This window comes from Methylobacterium sp. 1030 (genome assembly GCF_040544715.1).
In the GTDB taxonomy this organism is placed as follows: Bacteria; Pseudomonadota; Alphaproteobacteria; order Rhizobiales; family Beijerinckiaceae; genus Methylobacterium.
The window spans coordinates 20985-37733 of sequence record NZ_JBEPKM010000028.1 but is presented as its reverse complement, the minus strand read 5'-3'; the positions used below and the strand labels follow the sequence as shown (position 1 = coordinate 37733).

Below are 16749 nucleotides of genomic sequence, written 5' to 3'. Positions count from 1 at the left end.
TCTCGAAGAGGACATGTCCGCCATGCCCACCCGCGCCCCCATCCCGGATCAGGCCTTCGACGTCGTCATCGCCGGCGGAGGCTCCGCGGGCGCCGTGCTCGCGCGCCGGCTCAGCGAGAATCCGAACCGGACGGTTCTTCTGCTGGAGGCCGGACCGGCCTACGCGCCGGGGGCGTATCCGGACGTCATCGCGAACGCGAACTGGGTCGGCGGCGACGCGGCGCACGACTGGGGCTACCACACCCAGGACCGCTCCGGCCTCGGCCACGACGTGCGCGCGATCCGCGGCAAGGTGCTCGGCGGCAGCTCCGGCGTGAACGCCGCGGTCGCCATGCGGGCGCGGCCGTCCGATTTCGCCCGCTGGACCGCGCGCGGTCTCGACGGCTGGTCGTGGGACGAGGTGCTCCCGGTCTTCAGGGCACTGGAGAACACGCCGGCCGGCGACGACGCTCGGCGCGGGCGCTCCGGGCCCTTCCCGATCCGCCAGCGCACGATGGAGGAGATCACCCCCTCCATGCGCGCCTTCGTGCTGGCCGCGGAGGCGGCCGGCCTGTCCCGCATCGCCGACTTCAACGGCGCGGAGCAGCACGGCGTCTCGCCCTACCCGCTGAACGTGGTCGAGGGCCGACGCGTCAACACGGGCATGGCCTACCTGACTGAGGACGTTCGGCGCCGACCGAACCTCGCCATCGTCGGGGGCGCCGAGGTCGACGCCGTGCTGTTCGACGGCCGGCGGGCGCGCGGCCTCCGGCTTCTGGGCGGCGCGACGGTGGAGGCCGGACGGGTGATCCTCTCGGCCGGGGCATTCGGCAGCCCCGCCATCCTGATGCGGTCGGGCATCGGGCCGGCGGCGCACCTGCGCGACCTCGACATTCCCGTGCTGCAGGACGCGCCGGTCGGCGAGCGGCTCAAGGAGCATCCGTTCTACTACAACGTCTACGCGCTCAAGCGGGAGGTGCGGGCGATGGACCCGGTCGCGGGCGCGATCATCTGGACGCGGTCGCGTGAGGCCGCCCCGGACGAGTTGGACCTTCACATCTCGGGGACGCACATCTTCGATCCGGCGCAGAGCCCGACCGGCGGGGCCATCGTACTGGCCTGCTCGGTCACGCTGCCGAGGTCCGTCGGCTCGGTTCGGCTGACGAGCCGCGACCCCCGCGCCATGCCGCTCATCCGCTACAACTTCTTCGAGGACCCGGCCGACCTGAGGCGCATGTTGGAAGCGGTGCGCCTGTCGCGGCGCATCGGCCGGACGGCCCCGTTCAGCGACGTGGTCGCGGCGGAGCTGTATCCCGGTCCCGATGTCCGTGACGACGACGCGCTGCGGCGAGCCGTGCTCTCGGCAGTCGACGGCTACGCCCACCCGACCTCCTCCGTCCCGATGGGCGGCCGCGACGACCCGTGGGCAGTGGTCGATGGGAGCGGGGCGGTGCGCGGGGTGGACGGCCTGAACGTCGTCGATGCCTCGATCATGCCCGACATCGTCTCGGCGCCGACGAATGTGACCACGATCATGCTCGCCGAGGCGATCGGCCGGAGGCTCGGCTAGAGCCGTGCCCGATCGCGTTGCAATCGGGCACGGCTCTAAACCTTTGTCTTGACGCGCTCTCTTACGCCGAACCGGTATCCACTTCGGCGGAGAGCGCTCGAGCGCTCGGCCGGGGGACGGCCGAAGTCGGGACGCCGTTTTCGAGAAGCCGGGCCGCGCGCCTCGGCGCGTCCGGCCCACCGCCTCCCCCGGCTTCACACGAGAACGGTCACAGACATGGCGCGTTCGACCTCGAAGCGTCTTGCCCCAACCCGCTCCCGCACGGGAGCGGGGGGCATGGCGCGGCTGCCTCGAACGAGGCGCCTTCCTGATCGTCGCGATACGGTCGGAAGCGGCGCCAGCCGCATGACCGTCCGCGCAGACCCTCGCAGAGGGTGCTTGCGCGGACGGCGTCCGCTACAATCGGCGCTTCCGGCAATGGAAAAGGGCGATCCAGGCATGGGCGACATCACGACGGTAGCAAAGGCCTTCTTCGATGCCTGCGAGACCGGCGGAGGCTGGGAGGCGTGCGCGCGCTACTGTGCCCCGCATGCGACCTTCTCCGCCCAGGCCGATGCCCTGGCCGGCGTGACCTCCCTGCGGGACTACACGGAGTGGATGAAGGGGCTCCTGACCTTCATCCCCGACGGTCGGTACGAGGTGCGATCCTTCGCGACCGACGAGGAGCGCCGGAACGTGATGGCCTACGGGGTCTTCCACGGGACTCACACTGGCGAGGGCGGACCCTGCCCGCCCACGGGCAAATCCACGTCGACCGACTACGTGTATGTCATGCAGTTCGAGGGGGACCGCATCATCGGATTGACGAAGATCTGGAACGACGCCCGGGCCGTGAGAGAGCTCGGCTGGGCTTAGCCATCGCAGCGGCGAGCCTCGTCTTCCGCCGAACAGCGTGACGAGGCCGCCCGACAGATGCGCATCGCGCGGACGAGCTTCCTGGCCTGTCGCTTCTCGCAGGTCTCCGTGACGGCACGACCGGCGACCTTGACCATGAAGTGCCCATCAGCGGCCATCTCCTCGGTGACGTGAGACATGCCGGCGGTCTCCTGTCGTTCGGGGCTCGGATGTCGGGCGGCCCATCTCCGGGGCTGGGTCGGGTGCGGCAAGGGCCCGTGCGCGGGTGCCCAGGATTGCCTGGGATCGCGGTCAGACAGGCGGGTTCGCCCCGCAACCCGCCTCCCGCCTTCGTGATCCTGCGTCAGGAGCCTTCGCCTCACCGACCGGAGGCGCCGCCCTGGGCCGCGACTTCAGAAGCCGCCCGGGCGAGATCGCGTTCGAAGCGCGGGTCGTGGAACAGCGCCTCGGCGATGACGGCCGCGGCGATTTTGCCGGCTTCGAGGTCGGACGGGAAATGGGTGCCGGCGATCACCCGGTTCTCCCCGTAGGTCCCGGCGAAAGCGAACAGCGCCTGGCGCTTCTCGGGCACGAGGCGCGACAGCACCGTGGCCGCGAGATACCCGAACGTGGCGTGGCCGCTCGGGTAGGACGTGCTGTCGGAGCGATGTCCGAACGTGGCGAGGTCCGGCTTCACCGTGTAGGGCCGCGGCCGCGCGATGGCGGCCTTCGCCGCCAGCACGGCGAGTTCCCCGTCCTGGAACACACTCTCGATCAGCGCCGCGGTGTCCGGCATCGTCTCCGCCGTGAAGGCCGGGCCGAGCACACCGGTGAAGCGGTCGAGGGTGCACGGCAGGTTCGCGGTGATGCGCCGCTCGTCGTCGGGCGTGCGGGCGCGGACCGCGGCCTCCACGGCCTGCATGTCCGCCTTGGCCGATTCCGAGCCGGCTTCGGGCGGGGGCGGCAGGACGCGCTGCAGCGCCATCGCCGCCGGGTCGACGTAGGTGCTGTGGAGCGTCGCGGCGGTGACGGGCAGGGCAAGGGAGAGGAGCACGGCCAGCGTCGCGGTGAGCCGCCGGCCACCCCGGCCGGAAATCCGATCTTTCACCACCCCTCCTCAAGCCGTGCCAGGTCTCACCGCTCGCAGCCACGCCGCCGGGCCGCCCCGAGGCTTCTCCGGGGCTACTCCGGGATTGTCTCGGGCAGCAGCGTCACGAGCACCCCGAGCGCGACCGCCGCGACGGCGGCGCACGCGAGATAGGCGGCATCGAACCCCGCCTGCTGGACCAAGGTTCCGGCGATCACGAACGACAGCGAAGCGCCGGCGCCCTGCACGGTCCCGATCAGGCCGTGGGCGGCGTTGTAGCGGCCGGTTCCTCGGGTGATGTCGGCTATGACCAGCGGCTTCACCGCGCTGAGCAGGCCGGCACCGACGCCGTCGAGGCACTGGACCGCGATCAGCCAGTACGGGTCGCGCCAGACGAGATAGAGCAAGGCGCGCACGGGCAGCGCGGCGAAGCCGATCACGAGCAAGGGCTTGCGGCCCCAGCGCTCGGCCCGGCGGCCGACGATGAGCCCCATCGGCACCATCACCCCCTGCGCGCCGACGATGCAGACGGAGACGATGACGGACGACCAGTCCGGGCGCGCCTGCCCGATCTCCTGGGCGACGAGGGTCAGCAGCGGCGCGTTGGCGAAATGGAAAAGCCCTACGCAGGCCGCGAAGACCATGAGCGGCCGGCAGGTCAGCAGGGTCCGCCACCGGGCCGGGGCTTGCTCCCCCTCGCCGCCGCCGCGAGCCCGGCGCGCGTCGATGGCATCGCGCGGGATGGAGTAGAGTGCCGCGGCCGAGACGATGGCGCAGGCCGGGACCAAGAGGAACACCGCGCGGTCCGGGAACAGCCAGCCGACGAGCCCGATCAGCACGGCGATGGCGACGTTCCCGGTCCGCTCCAGGGCGGCGTTGCGGCCGAAGCGCCCGGCGATCCGGTCGGATGGGAACAGGCCGAGCGTGAGCGTCGCGATGGCCGGGCTCAGCATGCCCCCGACGGCGGCCAGCACGCAGGAGGCCGCGAGCACGGGCCAGAAGTACGGGAAGAGCGCGACGAGGAGCGTGGCCAGCGAGAGCGCGACCAGGGCGCCGAGCAGGATCACGCGCTTGTCGCGCACCGCGTCGATGGCGGTCCCGATGGGCGTCTGCACCACGATGCCGACGATGCCCGACACCGTGCTGACCAGCCCGACCGAGGCATCATTCCAACCGCGGTGCACGTAGAGGTAGACGTTGAGGTAGGGCTTGATCGCCCCGTTCACATCGATGAGCAGGAGGTTGAGGAGGTCCAGGGACCTGGAGACGGATGGCCGTCGCGAAGCGGGCGGCCGCTCCCCCTCGCCGATGTCCTGCTCCATGCGGTCCGCTCCCCTTTCAGCCAACCTAGAGCGGCGCGGCACCGAACCGAGGTGACCCCACCCCGAATGAGCGTGACCGCCGGTAGAGGCGCTCCGGCCCGGCGACCGCGGCGCCGACCCGCCCGAAGCCCGCGACGCGCGCGACCGTTCCGGCCTGCCGGGTCTCGAATGCCGCCCGCGACCTGTCGGGCCCGGCGCCGTGACCCGCGCACCGCCGTCGTTCACCCCGCCTTCGGGCCAGCGGCACCACCGCCTTCGACGCGTGGCGCGACGGCGAGATCCGCCGCATCGAGGCACCGCGTCGCGATCGTGAAACCCGTCTCCGTGAGTCCGAGGGCTTCCTCGGCAAGCTGAGGCGCGCTGAGGACCGCGCGACCTCCGCGCGTTTCGTGGCGGAACATCCCACCGGGCCAGGCGCCGCGCCCGACATCGCCCCAACCACCGGTAACCCTGACCACCGACCCGTCAAGCACCGGCTCGCGGGCTCAAGCCGGGAAGGCGCGCAGGAGGTCCTCCGCCCCGTAGGGCTTCTTCACCACCGGCACGGCGGCGAGGTCTTCCGGAATGCGGAAGCCGTCGCCGTAGCCGGTGGCGAACGCGTAGGGGATGCCCAGTTCGAACAGCCTGCGCGCGACGGCGATGCTGGTCTCGGAGCCCAGGTTGACGTCGAGCAGGGCCCGGGCCGGCGGCGCCGCGTCGATCAGGCGGAGCGCCTCGCGCGTCGACGACGCCATGTCCACGTTCGTGGCGCCGAGCGACGTGAGCAACTCCTCGGCCTCCAGGGCGATGATCATGTTGTCCTCGACGACCAGCACGGACCCCGCGAGACCGCGCAGCGCCTCGGCGTGAACCGCCCTGACAGCCTTCGGCGCGGCGCGTGAGGCGTTCTGGACGAAGGCCGGGGGGATGGTGAAGCGCGCCTCGACGCCCGCCAGTTCGTAGCGCACCTCCGCCTCGCCCTTGAGCTCGTACGGGATCGACCGCTCGATGATGGTCGTGCCGAAGCCGCGCCGGGTGGGCGCCCGCACGGCCGGGCCGCCGGTCTCGCGCCATCGGATCACCAAGTGGTCGAGGGCGTCCCGCTCCCAGCGCAGGTCGACCCGCCCGAGGCTGTCGCAGAGCGCGCCGTACTTGGCCGAGTTCGTCATCATCTCGTGGACGACCAGGGCGACGGTCGAGAACGCCTGCGGTTCCAGCAGGACGTCGGCGCCGTCGAGCACGACCCGGCCGGCCTTGGGTCCGAGGTAGGCGCCGGCCTCCAGCATGACGAGGTCGCGCAGGGATCCCGGTCCCCAGTTGCTCGAGGTGATCTGGTCGTGCGCCCGGGCGAGCGCTTGGATGCGGTCGCCGACCGTGTTCGCGAAGGCGCTGTCCGCCCCGTCCGCCGGCCGGCTCTGGGTCACCACCCCGCGGATCAGGTTCAGGATGTTGCGGACCCGGTGGTTGAGCTCGGCGATGAGGAGTTCCTGACGCTCCTGCGCGACCTTGCGCTCCTTCTCGGCGGAGTCGGTGAGGCGCAGGATCACCTCGAGCAGGGTGATGCGCAGGGCCTCGGCGGTCCGCATCTCGACCTCGGCCCAGGGGAGCGAGCGCCCGTGCACGGTCTCGCGCCACGCCTCGAAGCTCTTGCGCGGGGTCAGGCGGACGCCGTTCGGCCCCGGGGTCGCGGGCTTCACCGGGTTGCCCGCCCAGGTTACGGTCCGCGAGACCTCGCGCCGGAAGTAGACCAGAAAATCCCGGGGCGTGCGCGACACCGGGATGGCGAGCATGCCGGCCGCCCGCTCGGTGAAGTCGCGGCCCGGTTCGTGGACGCGCCCGATCTCGTCGGTCGCGTAGGCCTTGCTCGCGGCCGTGCGGTTGAGGAAGCGCACCAGGCCGGCGAACTCCTCCGCGGTCGGGGTCGAGCCCTGGAGCGTGATCTCGCCGTTCACCCACAGGCCGATGCCGTCGCAGGGCAGGATCGCCGCCAGGTCGTCGAGGAAGTCGGAGAGGCTTTCCAGGTTGGTGCCGCCGGTGGCCAGCGCGCCCAGCAGGCGGTTGTGCAACTCGCGCGAACGGACCTCGCGCTCGGCGTCGGCCTGCCGCTCGCGGGCCTCCAGCAGCCAGGAGAACATCTGGCCGAACAACTCGGCGCCGGTCCGGCGCTCGAGGGAGATGTGGCGCGGCTCGGTGTGGTGGCAGGCGAACAGGCCCCACAGGCGACCGTCGCGCAGGATGGACACGGACAGCGAGGCCGCCACGCCCATGTTGCGCAGGTATTCGAGGTGGATCGGCGAGACCGTCCGCAGGGTCGACAGCGACAGGTCGAGGGGCTGGCCGGCCGGATCGCGCGGGGGCAGCACGGCGGCGCCGGTGTCGTCGACGTCGGCGATGATGCGCAGCCAGTTGCGCGCGTAGAGGGCGCGGGCCTGTTTGGGGATGTCGGAGGCCGGGTAGTGCAGCCCCAGGTAGGGAGCGAGGCCGGACCGGGCCGCCTCGGCGATGACCTCGCCCGAATGGTCCGCGGCGAAGCGGTAGACCATAACCCGGTCGAACCCGGTCAGCGCCCGCATCTGGCGGGCGGCCTCGCGGCAGAGGGGGTCGAACCCCACGGTCTGCTGGAGACGGGTGACCATGCTGCGCACGAGGTTGCCGGCGCTGAGGTGTTCGGTGGCGCTCGGCTCGGCCTCGATGACGATGGTGTCCCCGGACCGGTGGAGGGCCACGTCGAACGGCTCGCCGCCCGGCACGAGCCGGAGGCCGAAGACCCGGTCGACGGCGTCCGGCCCGCGCAGGGTCTGCAGGTGCCCGCGCAGGGTGTGGATAGCCTCGCGGTCGAGGACGGCATCGAGGGGCAGGCCGAGAAGTGCCGCCGCACCCTGGCCGAGCCAGGTCGCGATGTTGTCCGAGGCGCGGGTGACGATCCAGTCCGGGGAGACCCCGATGAGGAAGCCGAACCCCTGCACCGCGCCGAGGATGTGGATGGGCTCGCGGTCGCAGGACGAGAGGTCGATCTCCGGCGTCGGTTGCGACGCGTTCAACTGGTCCATGGGCCCACGATGCTGCGCGCAGGCAAGGGTCCGGCTGCGGTTCGGATATTGTCTTCGCAGATCAACGCGGCACGGCGCGCGGGCGTTGCAGGACCGGCCTATGCCAGGATCCACGATCCTTTCCTTCGACGCGTTGCCGTGACCTCGGGATGCCCGGAGCGTGGAACCGCCCCGGGCGGCCGGATCAAACTTTGCCGGTGACCTTGTCGGCGACGTGCTTGGCGCCGTCCTTGACGTTCCCGGTCGTCTTCTGGGCTTCGCCCTTCAGTTCCTGCGCCATGCCCTCGGCCTTCAGCTTGTCGTTGTCAGTCGCGCTGCCGATGCCCTGCTTCACGTTGCCGACGGCCTCATTGGCCAGGCCCTTGATCGTGTCGGTGGTGCTGCTCCTGGCGGTTCTCCTTCGCGACCAGGCCTTCGCGACCAGGCCTTCGCGACCAGGCCTTCGCGACCAGGGCGGCCACGGGGATCGGGAACGGCTCTCGCCCGGGCGCCGTTCCGCGCGGCCGGTCACGGTCACGGGAGGGTCCTGACGCGTGCCCAGCGGGTGCACGGATCGACGCGACGGCCAAGTCTCGACTGCCCGGTGGGGAAGGGCGCTCCGCGCGAGCGGGATCCGCTAGGGATGTGCCTTCGCCCTCGTGCGCGCGCTCCTGTTCAGTGCGGCTCCTTCGGACGCGACCACGCCCATGTCAGCCGGTGCCGAAGCCGGCGTACCCGCCTGGACGCCACCCGGACGGAGCAATCCGACGCGCATGCCGGGTGACATCATCCCGCCTCCGGATCGCAGGCAGCACGACGGCACCGGCGCGGCGTGGTTCTCGGAGTCGGTACCTACGCTGACGATCTGGCGACCCGGGCAGTCAGGTCTCGCAGAGAATGCTGCCGAAGCAGGATGCGACGGTTCGGTCGATCACATTTCTTCGGACGGAGCTCTTCGCAAGCGAGCCAGGAAGCAGTCGTTCCTCCGCTCAAGCTCGAATCACACGCCGTCGTGACGATCGGGCGCGCCGAGTGGGCATTCCTTCGGCCGTTGGCCGAGCCAGTTTCCGCGGGGAGAAATCAAAACTCGACGTGCGGAAAATCGCTGTCACTCCAGAGACTTAGATCGAGTTGAGCGGTGCTGGCGGAGACGGAGGGAGTTGGAGCCCGTTCGCCGCTAAGCCGCTGATCCTGAACGCTAAGACCCTGGGCGCGTCGCCCGCGCTGTGCCGTGCCCCTGTGACACCGCCCCACCTGAACAGTCTGCGGCTGCGGGGTCAATCCCTGGGCGCTGCGGCTCCCGTGGCAGGGTGTCGCCAACCTCCGGCCAGTTCGGTTCGCGGGGTCAATGAAGGCCGCGACCGCCGGATCGACCGGCCCGACAGCAAACAGTGATGCCGCATGCTATTGAGGCGCCCCCGGGGCGGTCCGGTTCGGCCCGGCATGGGCCATCAGCAGCAGGTCGTCGCAGCCTCGGCGTCGCGGACATGGTCGAGTGCAAGCGGCGCAGCCTCATAAACTTCCGCTCTTGGCGTCGCTGGTTCACCACCAAGATGAAGTGGGCCGCGGTCGACGGCGACCTGATCGCGCCCATCGTCGGCCCCGAGCGGTCAGGGCTGATCCTGGGCCGGTACAGCGAGGGCCCCGAGATGGAGGCCGCCAAGGCCGCCATTGCCAAGGTGCGCCTGCCGCCGCTCGACGGCAGCCCCATCCAGGAGGCGCAACCGCTCACCCCGAGGAACAGAAGGAAGCCGGCTGCCGCGACGGCCGCGTAGCCGCGGCGGCCACCGTTACGGTGCGGTAGGCGGTAGCGAAGGGCTCGACCCCTTACCGGGCGGGTCCCGTCGCAGGTCGGCGGCGACCCGCCGTTTCGGGGAGCGCCTGATCAACTCGTAGCGCCCGTCGTCGGTGGGACGGATGTATTTGTTGTGCGTGTTCCGGGTCGTCAGCTTCTCCGTGACGACGCCGGGGGTGATCCGCTCGAAATTCCGCCTCGCGAAGTCATGCGTATCCGGGGTGATGGTGGCATGGAGATCCGCGGCGGTGAGCGGGCCGCGCTTGCGGATCTCGTCGGCGAAGGCCCGCATGAGGCGGTCCCAGAAATGCAGCGAGGTAGAGGCCACAATCCCCGCCTTGCGCCCCGTCGGTCGTTTATCGGTCGGGGCGGGTGCGGACATGGCTGCCATCGCGGTGATAAGCCGGTCGACCTGCGAGCGCAGGGCCTCGTTCTCGGCGGCGAGGCTCGCAAGCACGTCCTCGATCCGGCCGGTCATGCGGTCGACCTGCGCGCGCGTGGCCGGCTCGTCCTCGGAGGGGGCGAAGCCCGACGGGTCTCCCGAGCGCGCCAGCGTCAGGAAGCGCCCGAGCGCCCGCTCCGTGCGCTCGTCGAGGTCGAGCGCCGCGAGATGGGGTCGGTAGCGTCGACGTTGCCGCCAGGCGGCGAAGGGGTGCTGGATGTCCCGGTCTGAATGGCTCGCACCGTCGCCGGCCAAGGCGCTGCGCTCGGCGAACGCTGCACGCAGGTGGTCGTATGTGACGCGCACCCCGTTCTCGACGAGCAGGTCGGCGACCTCGTCGAGGGTTCTCTGGTCGATCATGTCTTCGGCCCGCGCTGAGCCTTGCCATCTTCACCAGGAACGGTGAACAAGATGTCAGCGGATGCCTGACGGTCGGCCGACGCCCCTGCCTCGGTAAGAACTGCCACCCGCGGCCGGCCGAGTCGGAATGCAGGGAACGGCAGGCAACGGATGGTTGCCGGACGTTGATCCTCAAACTCCGGCCCAAACCCTAAGCAAAAGCGAAGGGATTACAATTAGTTGGCTATTCCGGTACGGAATCCCCGCTATATAAAAACGGCTGGATACAGTCTCAGCGACGGGCGGCGATCAGAAGCGCTAAATATCTGTCGCAGTTGAGTTTATTGGACTGCCGAAGGGAATAGGTTCTTGAGCGTGGCCGTTGGCTCGGGCTCATAAAACGGCAGCCAATTGCAGCTATCGGGGCGCTCTCACCCAAACTTTTCTCAAACATGCTGCCCCTGTCCCGGTGGCCTGGGTGCGAACTCAAGCAGGGGGCACGAGCTTGAGCAGGCCCCCGAAATCCGCCGATTGGAAAAGGCCTCGTGTGGGTCCGTCCCCGGGCTTGATGCCCATCCTTCATTCGCGCGGTTGTCGCGTTGGAGCCGTCGGACCGCCGGACGGCCATCGTAGCCTGCCTGCAGTGCGAGGCCTTCTCGGCATCCTCCGAGCGTCAGTGGCTGATCAGGCAGCAGACGGGGCAGCCGGCGAGCAGGTCGCGGGTGACGCCTCCGAAGGCCCATTCCCGAAGCCGGCCATGCCCGTAACCACCGGCGACGATCAGGTCCGCCGCTTGCTCGGATGCCGCCTCGACCAACGCCTCCGCGGTCGAGGCACCGTAGGTATGCCTATGGACCGCCGTGGCGTGGACGTCGTGTGACTGCAACAGGCCGATGACGTCCCGCGCGTCATCCGTTTCCTTCCCGTCGTCGACCGAGATGAGCACGACACCGGAAGCTCGCTTCATGAACGGCAACGCGTCACGCACGGCGCGACGCGCCTCGCGGGTGTTCTTCCACGCCACCGCGACCCGCCGGGCTTCGAGGTGGTCGAGCCCCGGCGGAACGATCAGCATCGGCATGCCGAGCCGCATCAAGGCGTCCCCAGGGTCCACGGACATGAGCGGGCTGCCGTCGTCGCCACGTCCTGTGACCAGCAAGTCGCCGGCTGCCGACTGCCTCCCGAGGAACGCCGACGGGAAGTCCAGGGCGGAGCGCCACTCGATCCGGCTCCGCCCCCCGACGGCCTCCTTGAACGTCTCGTGCGCCAGCCGGAGGTCGTTCAGGACGTCCTCCTGGACGGAAGCGATGCAGTATCCGCCGCCCGGGATCGGGCCGGAAGGCGCCCCGTCGTAGGCCGGCATCTCCGCCGCGACGCCGATCAGGCGTGCCTGGAAATCGTCGGCGACGTGCGCGGCCAGCCGGACGCGCGCTCGCGCATGCTCGCCGAGGTCGACCGCCACCATGACGCTCTTGTAGGACATGGATGTCTCCGGGCTGGTTGGTAACGAGGTCAGGCCGGGCCTACCGGTCGAACGGAGCTCACGGCCCGGCCGGGACGCGCTCAGGCCAGCGTGAGGTGGTCCTCGACGGCGCGCACGCCCGGGGCCGACCATGCGGCGTTCTCGGCGATCCGGCGCTCGTGGCAGGCGTTCACTTTGCCCTCCAGGACGACCTTGCCGTCCTTGACCGTCACCTTGATCGCGTCCGCCTCAAGCTCGGCGCTGCGCTTGAGCGCCGCCATGATCTTAGCGCGCACGTCGGGAACGCTCGCCTTCGGCGCCACCTCGATGGCGTTCACGATGCCCGCCACACCCGCGAGCCGCCGGATCGCCCGGTAGGCCTCTTCCTTTTGGTATTGCCAGCCCAGCTTGCCTGACAGCGTCACCCAGCCATCCTGGACCTTCACCTGCACGGCGTTCCGCGGCACGGTCACCGACCAGTCGAGCATCTGCACGGCGCGGCGCGCCAAGTCCTCGTCGCGCGGCGGCGTCTCGCCGCCGAAGCGCACCTTGATCTCCTCGACCACCCCGCGCACGCCACGCACCTTCTGGGCGGCCTTCTCGGCGGCGACGCGTTCCGTGTAGCTCCCGACATGGCCGGTCAGGGTGGCGATGCCGTTCTCCACGGAGACGCCGACATGGGCGGCGTCGATGCTAGGGTCGAACTCAAGCTCGTCGATGATGTTCTGGCGGATCTGCTTGTCGCCCATCGCTCGTCTCCTCGATAAGGGCTGGGCCGTCGCTGGCCTCGACGGAGGCTAGGTCCGGCAGGCTGGGGGACATTGATCCAGCGCAACGTCCTCGCCCGCCGCGATCCGTGCGGCCATCGGGCAGGCTCGTCGGTCTACCCGGGCCGGGCAGCGGCCGGTCACGGCGGCGACAACGTCCCGCGCATCGAACAGGCGGTCGAACGTCGGCACGTCCGAGAAGGCGCGCGGCACGCTCGCGTTGCCCGCGATCAGCGCGAAAGGGATGCCCTGGCGGCGCAGGGCACAGGCGAGCGGGAAGCCGGGCCCCCGGTTCAGGTCGGTGCTGATCACCGCGAAGTCCGGCGGAGCCTCGTCCAGGGTCTCGGACGCCTCCATGCACGTACCGTAGGGGCCGCTGACCGCGCAGCCGGCGTCGGTGAGGACGTCCTCCAGCCACATGCCCGGCAGCGCCTGGGGCTCCGCGACCAGCACGACCGGCCTTGTGTCCCGTTCCTTTTGCATCGCCCGACTCCCGCTTCCGGTTGCTGGGGCGAGGATGAAGACGGTCCGCCGGACCGCGTTGCGCTAGATCAAGGGAAGCGCAGCGGTCGCCAGCATGGCGAGGACCGCGAGCGACATGCAGGCCGTGGCGACCCAGCCGAGCATCTTGAGCCACCCGCGCACCGCGAAGGCGCCCATGACGTCGGCCCGCGCCGCCGCCAGCATCATCACGGCCATGACCGGGACCGCGATGACCCCGTTGACGACCGCGCTCCAGTAGAGCGCCCGGATCGGATCGACCGCGCCGAGGCTGACGGCCATGCCGACCAAGGTCGCGAGCGCGACCGTGCCGTAGAAGGCGCGCGCCTCCAGCAGGCGCCGGCCGAAGCCCACCGGCCAGCGCCGGGCCTCCCCGGCCGCGTAGGCCGCCGAGCCCGCGAGCACCGGGACCGCCAGCAGCCCGGTGCCGATGATGCCGAGCGCGAAGACGGTCGCCGAGAACGGTCCGGCGAGGGGGCGGAGCGCCTCCGCGGCCTGGGCGGATGTCTGGATGTCGGTGACGCCGTTCGCGTGCAGGACGGCCGCTGTGGTGACCATGATGGCGAGCGCCACCACGTTCGAGAACGTCATGCCAACGAGCGTGTCGACCTCGATCCTGTGCAGGGCGTGCCCGCCTTGCTCGGGCGCGTGCAGGAGATCGCGCCGGCGCGGGAAGGCGTGTAGGTCCTCGGCCTCCTCGGCCGCCTGCCAGAAGAACAGGTATGGGCTGATCGTCGTCCCGAAGAGCGCCACCAGCGCCGTGAGGCCGCCCCCGCCGAGGTCGATGCGCGGCAGGGCGATGGCCACGCCGAGGTCCCACCAGGAGACGCGGGCCAGGATCACCACGCCGAGATAGGCGAACAGGCTCAGCGTCAGCCACTTCAGGACGGCGACGTAGCGCGTGTACTGCAGGGCGAGCTGCATGAAGGCGCAGGTGCCGGCGAAGAGGGCCACGTACAGCCAGCGTGGGCCCGGCACGAGCAGGGCGAGGGCGTCCGCCATGGCGCCGAGATCGGCCCCGAGGTTCAGGACGTTGGCGGCGAGCAGCAGGATGACCACGCCCTGAAGGAGGCCGTTCGGGTAATGCTCGCGCAGCACGCCGGCAATGCCGTGGCCGGTGGTGCGTCCGATCCTCGCCGAGACCATCTGCACCGCCGCCATGAGCGGCAGGGTGTAGAGCATGGTCCAGCACAGCCCGTAGCCGAACTGGGCGCCGGCCTGCCCGTAGGTGGCGATGCCGCTCGGGTCGTCGTCGGAGGCGCCGGTGATCAGCCCGGGCCCGAGTACCCGGAGCAGGCGCGGCTTTGAGGGACCGACGGTGGGGCTCGGAGCCTCGGGGTCGTCCGCCTCCCCGGTCGCGACGGACGGGACGCTCATGACACCGGCTTCGAGGCCGTGGCGTTCGCCTCGGTCCGGACCATGCGCGCGACCCTCAGGGCCGCCGACAGGTCGTCGCCGTCCGTGCCGTACCGCCGGAACAGGGCGTCGAGCCAATCCGGGCGCGCCGCCCCGGTATCCGGAATGTCTGCGAACGGGACGTGGTACATCCCGTCGAGCGCCTCGATGCCGTAGCCGGTGACGGCCCATTGCCGCCCCTGCCAATGCACGGGTTCGGTCAGCCCATGGCTCATCCTCGCCTCCTCACGCCGCATGCTCGCCGAGTTCGCAGACCTCGCAGGTGTCGGCCCGCAGCCGCCAGTCGACGACCCCGTCGGCCTCGCACAGCATCGCCTTGGCCGCGTAGGCGGCTGCCACGTCCGAGCAGGCGGTCACCACCGCCTGCCGTTGCAGCACGCGGTGGTCGTGGCCGGTGTCGTCCGGGACGGTCTTGTGGAAGGTGACCAAGTATGTGCGCATCGCCCGCCTCCGCCTGCCGGTCGAGGCGGACCTTGGACCGGTCGGGCCGGCCGGCGTTGATCCAGCGCAAGGGCGCCCGCGTTCATGTCCCCGCCGTCGGCGGGAAAAGTGGTTTGCGACCGGGCTCCCCGTCCGCCGGGTGGCGGGCCGACGCGGCGCGATGGGCGTGCGCCTTCCCGTGCAGCGGCCAGTAACGCTCCATGGCGAGATAGGTGAACGAGGCGGACCAGCCGATCAGCAGGAGTCCGTTGAGCGCCTCGACGCCGGTGAGCAGGCGGGCATGGCCGACCGGGGCGTGGTCGCCGTAGCCCAACGAGGAGTAGGCGACCACGGAGACGAAAAGGCAGTCCTCGAAGGTCTCGATGGGCACGCCTGAGAAGGCGCCGAGCCCGAGCCTGAGGACCAGCAACCAGTAGGCGACGGCGTAGGTCCAGACAGCGGCCGTGTGTCCTGCGAAGGCCGCCAGCACCACGGCGACGATGCGCCAGCGCGGAGGCACCGGCAGTTCCGAAAGGTGCTCCGACGTGAGGCGAAGGGTCTCGTACAGCAGCAAGATGGTGGCCATGACGAGGACGATGCTGGCGGCCAGGACGACGAACATGGTTTCGGTCCCTTAGAGGCACTAGGTCGTGCCCGACCTCACCAATGGCCGCGTTGACCTGCCTCAAGCGTGACGCTCCTGCGACCTTGATCGTGCCGGTAACGCCGTGGTCCGGGTCGCAGAAGGGTCGGAGATGACGCCGGCGCTCCTCCTCTACCCGAACCCGGACCTGATACTTGAGGCAGGTCAACGCCGTCCTGTCCGGAGACCTCCACCGTGGTGGCCGCCCAATCCGGGTCGAGGGAGGCTCCGATGTCTATTGCCAGCATCATGGTCGCGGTCGATGACGGGCTTCACGCCCCGGCGCGGGTCCGGCTCGCCGCTGGGCTCGCGGAGCGCCTCGGGGCCCGCCTCGTCGGCGTCGCCGCCTGCATGCCCGATTACCCGCGGGGGTACGGCGAGACCGCCGTGCCCATGGGGATGGTCATCGAGGAGATCCGTCAGACCGCCCTGGGCAAGCTCGCGAACGCGGAGCAGGCCTTCCGCGAGGCCTCTTGCCTGATCGACCGGGTCGAGTGGCGCTCCGACGTCGCCGCCCCGGTCCCGTTCCTGGAAGGACAATCCCGTGCGGCGGACCTCGTCGTCGTGGGGCGCCCCGCCGACGACGAGGGCGTGACGCCCGGGATGGCGGTCGACGTCGGCGATGCGCTGATGAGGTCGGGACGGCCTGTCCTGGCTGTCCCAGCCGGCATCGAGCACCTGGAAGCCAAGCGCGTCGTCATCGGCTGGAAGAACACCATCCAGACCCGTCGGGCCGTGTCGGACGCCATGCCCATCCTGCGTCGCGCCGAGGCGGTCCAGGTGTTCCGAGTCGGCGATGGGGAGGACCGCCACGAGATCGAGGACGTTGTCCGCTACCTCGCGCTGCACGACGTGAGGGGCAGCGCGCACCTGGCGGGGCCCTCCGGCTGGACCGTCGCCGATGACCTGAGGGGCGCGACGCGTATGTTCGGCGCCGACCTGATCGTGACCGGCGCCTACGGCTACAGCCGCCTGCGGGAGTGGTTCTTCGGAGGGGTCACGCGAGACCTGCTGGAGAAGGCGTCCGTCTGCTGCCTGATGTCCCACTGATGCGGGCGGCAGGATGTGCCCGAAATGACGGGATGCCGTGAAGGGGCGGCTCGTGCGCGGCGAACAAATGCGGTACACCTGTTCGGAGCGGTTCGCGTGACGCACGGTAGGCTG

Annotated in this window: 17 protein-coding genes and 1 pseudogene; 5 read left to right on the top strand and 13 right to left on the bottom strand. The window is 70.4% G+C overall.

Features of this window, described 5'->3' with window-relative positions:
- The first annotated feature begins 22 nt into the window (after nt 1-22).
- Together ABIC30_RS28620 and ABIC30_RS28615 are read left to right on the top strand one after the other, a co-directional pair.
- The gene (locus tag ABIC30_RS28620; RefSeq protein WP_020094359.1) at nt 23-1549 is read left to right on the top strand and encodes a GMC family oxidoreductase; all 1527 of its coding nucleotides are present in this window, start codon (nt 23-25) and stop codon (nt 1547-1549) included.
- Between the two features lie 438 nt (nt 1550-1987).
- Nucleotides 1988-2404: an ester cyclase gene (locus tag ABIC30_RS28615; protein ID WP_020094360.1), complete on the top strand. Its 417-nt coding sequence runs from the start codon at nt 1988-1990 to the stop codon at nt 2402-2404.
- Here the strand turns inward: ABIC30_RS28615 and ABIC30_RS28610 are convergent.
- The 3 genes from ABIC30_RS28610 to ABIC30_RS28600 form a co-directional block, all read right to left on the bottom strand.
- Nucleotides 2401-2583, bottom strand: a complete 183-nt coding sequence (locus ABIC30_RS28610; RefSeq protein WP_020094361.1) for a hypothetical protein — start codon at nt 2581-2583, stop codon at nt 2401-2403. The two genes, ABIC30_RS28615 and ABIC30_RS28610, sit on opposite strands and share 4 nt — an antisense overlap.
- A gap of 179 nt (nt 2584-2762) precedes the next feature.
- A complete protein-coding gene (locus ABIC30_RS28605; protein ID WP_020094362.1) occupies nt 2763-3491 on the bottom strand; it encodes a phosphatase PAP2 family protein in 729 nt (242 codons plus the stop codon).
- A gap of 74 nt (nt 3492-3565) precedes the next feature.
- Nucleotides 3566-4792, bottom strand: a complete 1227-nt coding sequence (locus ABIC30_RS28600) for an MFS transporter (protein ID WP_042671725.1) — start codon at nt 4790-4792, stop codon at nt 3566-3568.
- 278 nt (nt 4793-5070) lie between these two features.
- Between ABIC30_RS28600 and ABIC30_RS28595 the strand changes: the two are divergent.
- Nucleotides 5071-5133: pseudogene (locus ABIC30_RS28595) on the top strand (hypothetical protein); the annotation flags it as partial.
- A 144-nt stretch (nt 5134-5277) separates the two neighbouring features.
- Here the strand turns inward: ABIC30_RS28595 and ABIC30_RS28590 are convergent.
- Both ABIC30_RS28590 and ABIC30_RS28585 read right to left on the bottom strand, forming a co-directional pair.
- Nucleotides 5278-7821 (bottom strand): HWE histidine kinase domain-containing protein, encoded by a 2544-nt coding sequence (locus ABIC30_RS28590; protein WP_020094364.1) that lies wholly within the window; start codon nt 7819-7821, stop codon nt 5278-5280.
- 184 nt (nt 7822-8005) lie between these two features.
- Nucleotides 8006-8245, bottom strand: a complete 240-nt coding sequence (locus ABIC30_RS28585; RefSeq protein ID WP_354456507.1) for a CsbD family protein — start codon at nt 8243-8245, stop codon at nt 8006-8008.
- 1042 nt (nt 8246-9287) lie between these two features.
- On the opposite strand from ABIC30_RS28585, the gene ABIC30_RS28580 reads away from it, so the two are divergent.
- On the top strand, nt 9288-9575 hold the full coding sequence (locus ABIC30_RS28580) for a site-specific integrase (protein ID WP_354456505.1): 288 nt from the start codon (nt 9288-9290) through the stop codon (nt 9573-9575).
- A 15-nt stretch (nt 9576-9590) separates the two neighbouring features.
- Here ABIC30_RS28580 and ABIC30_RS28575 read toward each other — a convergent pair whose 3' ends face one another.
- The 8 genes from ABIC30_RS28575 to ABIC30_RS28540 all read right to left on the bottom strand — a co-directional run bounded on the left by ABIC30_RS28575 (nt 9591) and on the right by ABIC30_RS28540 (nt 15564).
- Entirely contained in the window at nt 9591-10397 is an 807-nt protein-coding gene (locus tag ABIC30_RS28575) for a hypothetical protein (protein ID WP_354456504.1), read from the bottom strand.
- Nucleotides 10398-11049: 652 nt separating this feature from the next.
- Nucleotides 11050-11859, bottom strand: coding sequence for a universal stress protein (locus tag ABIC30_RS28570; RefSeq protein ID WP_354456503.1), 810 nt, complete (start codon nt 11857-11859; stop codon nt 11050-11052).
- Nucleotides 11860-11939: 80 nt separating this feature from the next.
- Nucleotides 11940-12587, bottom strand: a complete 648-nt coding sequence (locus ABIC30_RS28565) for a BON domain-containing protein (RefSeq protein WP_354456502.1) — start codon at nt 12585-12587, stop codon at nt 11940-11942.
- A 48-nt stretch (nt 12588-12635) separates the two neighbouring features.
- Nucleotides 12636-13088 carry a response regulator gene (locus tag ABIC30_RS28560; protein WP_354456501.1) on the bottom strand — a complete coding sequence of 151 codons (453 nt, stop codon included), beginning with the start codon at nt 13086-13088 and terminating at the stop codon, nt 12636-12638.
- A 63-nt stretch (nt 13089-13151) separates the two neighbouring features.
- A complete protein-coding gene (locus ABIC30_RS28555; protein ID WP_354456500.1) occupies nt 13152-14483 on the bottom strand; it encodes an NRAMP family divalent metal transporter in 1332 nt (443 codons plus the stop codon).
- On the bottom strand, nt 14480-14737 hold the full coding sequence (locus tag ABIC30_RS28550) for a hypothetical protein (protein WP_238301985.1): 258 nt from the start codon (nt 14735-14737) through the stop codon (nt 14480-14482). Before ABIC30_RS28550 ends, ABIC30_RS28555 begins: the two co-directional genes overlap by 4 nt.
- A gap of 10 nt (nt 14738-14747) precedes the next feature.
- Complete coding sequence (locus ABIC30_RS28545; RefSeq protein WP_354456499.1) at nt 14748-14963, bottom strand: hypothetical protein; 216 nt, start codon at nt 14961-14963, stop codon at nt 14748-14750.
- An 82-nt stretch (nt 14964-15045) separates the two neighbouring features.
- Nucleotides 15046-15564 carry an ion channel gene (locus ABIC30_RS28540; RefSeq protein ID WP_354456498.1) on the bottom strand — a complete coding sequence of 173 codons (519 nt, stop codon included), beginning with the start codon at nt 15562-15564 and terminating at the stop codon, nt 15046-15048.
- A 252-nt stretch (nt 15565-15816) separates the two neighbouring features.
- Here ABIC30_RS28540 and ABIC30_RS28535 point away from each other — a divergent pair, with 252 nt between their 5' ends.
- Nucleotides 15817-16635: a putative universal stress family protein gene (locus ABIC30_RS28535; protein ID WP_354456497.1), complete on the top strand. Its 819-nt coding sequence runs from the start codon at nt 15817-15819 to the stop codon at nt 16633-16635.
- The last annotated feature ends 114 nt before the right edge of the window (nt 16636-16749 follow it).

Bases quoted from the DNA above. Each gene is read 5' to 3' on its own strand.
- ABIC30_RS28565 (WP_354456502.1), bottom strand. From the start codon at position 12,587: ATGGGCGACAAGCAGATCCGCCAGAACATCATCGACGAGCTTGAGTTC.
- ABIC30_RS28600 (WP_042671725.1), bottom strand. From the start codon at position 4,792: ATGGAGCAGGACATCGGCGAGGGGGAGCGGCCGCCCGCTTCGCGACGG.
- ABIC30_RS28560 (WP_354456501.1), bottom strand. From the start codon at position 13,088: ATGCAAAAGGAACGGGACACAAGGCCGGTCGTGCTGGTCGCGGAGCCC.
- ABIC30_RS28575 (WP_354456504.1), bottom strand. From the start codon at position 10,397: ATGATCGACCAGAGAACCCTCGACGAGGTCGCCGACCTGCTCGTCGAG.
- ABIC30_RS28610 (WP_020094361.1), bottom strand. From the start codon at position 2,583: ATGTCTCACGTCACCGAGGAGATGGCCGCTGATGGGCACTTCATGGTC.
- ABIC30_RS28580 (WP_354456505.1), top strand. From the start codon at position 9,288: ATGGTCGAGTGCAAGCGGCGCAGCCTCATAAACTTCCGCTCTTGGCGT.
- ABIC30_RS28535 (WP_354456497.1), top strand. From the start codon at position 15,817: ATGTCTATTGCCAGCATCATGGTCGCGGTCGATGACGGGCTTCACGCC.
- ABIC30_RS28620 (WP_020094359.1), top strand. From the start codon at position 23: ATGCCCACCCGCGCCCCCATCCCGGATCAGGCCTTCGACGTCGTCATC.
- ABIC30_RS28590 (WP_020094364.1), bottom strand. From the start codon at position 7,821: ATGGACCAGTTGAACGCGTCGCAACCGACGCCGGAGATCGACCTCTCG.
- ABIC30_RS28615 (WP_020094360.1), top strand. From the start codon at position 1,988: ATGGGCGACATCACGACGGTAGCAAAGGCCTTCTTCGATGCCTGCGAG.
- ABIC30_RS28555 (WP_354456500.1), bottom strand. From the start codon at position 14,483: ATGAGCGTCCCGTCCGTCGCGACCGGGGAGGCGGACGACCCCGAGGCT.
- ABIC30_RS28540 (WP_354456498.1), bottom strand. From the start codon at position 15,564: ATGTTCGTCGTCCTGGCCGCCAGCATCGTCCTCGTCATGGCCACCATC.
- ABIC30_RS28550 (WP_238301985.1), bottom strand. From the start codon at position 14,737: ATGAGCCATGGGCTGACCGAACCCGTGCATTGGCAGGGGCGGCAATGG.
- ABIC30_RS28545 (WP_354456499.1), bottom strand. From the start codon at position 14,963: ATGCGCACATACTTGGTCACCTTCCACAAGACCGTCCCGGACGACACC.
- ABIC30_RS28570 (WP_354456503.1), bottom strand. From the start codon at position 11,859: ATGTCCTACAAGAGCGTCATGGTGGCGGTCGACCTCGGCGAGCATGCG.